This window comes from Dietzia sp. NPDC055343, assembly GCF_053645265.1.
The window spans coordinates 1-1,804 of the sequence record NZ_JBSHMJ010000134.1; the positions used below are offsets into that span (position 1 = coordinate 1).

At 59.4% G+C, this 1,804-nt stretch carries 2 protein-coding genes; both read left to right on the forward strand.

Going from position 1 to position 1,804, the window contains the following annotated elements:
* A partial coding sequence (locus ACWIE7_RS19105) for a DUF4041 domain-containing protein (RefSeq protein WP_454070320.1) occupies positions 1 to 1,261 on the forward strand: 1,261 nt, incomplete at its 5' end.
* 211 nt (positions 1,262 to 1,472) lie between these two features.
* Positions 1,473 to 1,804 (forward strand): MFS transporter (locus tag ACWIE7_RS19110; protein ID WP_454070321.1); only part of this gene is annotated, 332 nt, incomplete at its 3' end.

The following is a 1,804-nucleotide window of genomic DNA, read 5'->3' on the forward strand; positions in this document are numbered from 1 at the left end:
GGAGCCGCCGCGGGGTTGGGAACTTTGGTTGCACGAGCCGGAGGCGGTGGCAGATTCGACGGACCGAAGCGTTCAACTCAATAACGTCTCCGATGAACTTACTGAATCAAACACTGCTTCTAGCGAGTCTACGGCGGAACTCGCTGGCCTCGACAGGTCTGCGCTGATTGAGTTAGCGGGAGAGCTTCAGAAGGAAGTCGGCGAACTCAGAGAGCAAACGAATAGGTCGGTTGTCGAGATGGGCGACGACGAAGTTCTTTTGAATGCAGGCATCTACAACTACCGTCACCCGCTTGATGACGCAGCCGAGTACCGGGAGCGTCTAGACGAACTTAGCGGACGCATATCGGAGCTTGCTCGGTCAGGTAGCGCGGTCTTTGCGTCGGATCAATTCACGCTGGATGGCTCATTGGCTAAGGGGCGACGAATGACGCAAGATTTTGCCATTCTTCTACTCCGGGCATACAATGCCGAAGCTGAAAACTGTGTTCGTTCGATGCGAAAGGGCAACTCGGCGCGGGCGACGGCAAGGCTTGATCGAGCGGTGAATTCCATCGAGAAGCTTGGCGCTCTCATGGAGTTAAGAATCAACCCAGAGTACCACGCTCTACGCGTCGTAGAACTCGAGCTCACTGCTGATTTTCAGATGAAGAAGGAAGAGGAGCGCCAGCGAGCAAGAGAGGAGCGCGAGGAACTCCGACAGCAACGCCGAGTCGAAGCCGAACTGGCAGCTGAGAGAGAGCGCCTTGATAAAGAACGATCGCATTACGCCGCGGCGATTGCGGCCCTTGCTTCCCAGGGCGGTCCGGGAGAAGCGGAAGAGCTCCGAGCGCGGCTCATGGAGATCGACGAAGCAATCGCAGCGAATGATTTCAGGGCCGCGAATATCCGGGCTGGGTACGTCTATGTGATTTCTAACGTTGGCGCATTCGGTCCGGGAATCGTGAAAATTGGAATGACCCGACGTCTTGAGCCGCGGGATCGTGTGAGGGAACTTGGTGATGCCTCCGTTCCCTTCGTGTATGACACCCACGCCTTGTTTTTCTCGGAAGACGCTGTCTCGCTCGAAAACGAGCTGCACAAGAAGTTCGCGGACCGAAGAGTCAATCACGTCAACCAGCGGCGTGAGTTCTTCTTCGCATCCCCCAGTGAGGTTCGTGAGGCCCTCACCGAGAAAGTCGGCGGACTTCTTGAGTTCAATGAGGAGCCGGATGCATTAGAGTATCTCCAATCGCGCAGTCTTTGGCCGCCCGATCTCTGAGGTTCGGTGTCGCGCAGCCCGCGTGCGTGTTGGCCGCGTGCCGAGTGTGTCTTGAACGTCGCTCCATCGTTCCGGACCGGATGCGACGCGCGTCAACACCGGATAGAACCACTTCATGGAGCGGAGATCCCGGGGTGATGCTTCCCCCGACACCAGGTCAGGACCCGGCAAGCGCAGGCTGGGCACCATCTCCACGGCGATCCCCGCCCGGATGGATCGCCTGCCCTGGGCGGGCATCCACTGGAAAGTCATCCTGGGCCTGGGGACGGTGTGGATCCTCGACGGCCTCGAGGTCACGCTCATCGGCTCGCTGGCCGCGCGGCTGGTCGAACCGGGCAGCGGCCTGCCCATCACGGAGGGGCAGATCGGTCTCGCGGCGTCGATCTACATCCTCGGCGCCTGTCTGGGCGCACTGTTCTTCGGGCGGCTGACCGACCGCTGGGGCCGCAAGAAGCTCTTCATGCTCACGCTGGTCGTGTACTGCATCGCCACGTTCTCCACGGCGTTCTCGGTCGAACCCTGGATGTTCTTCCTCTGCAGATT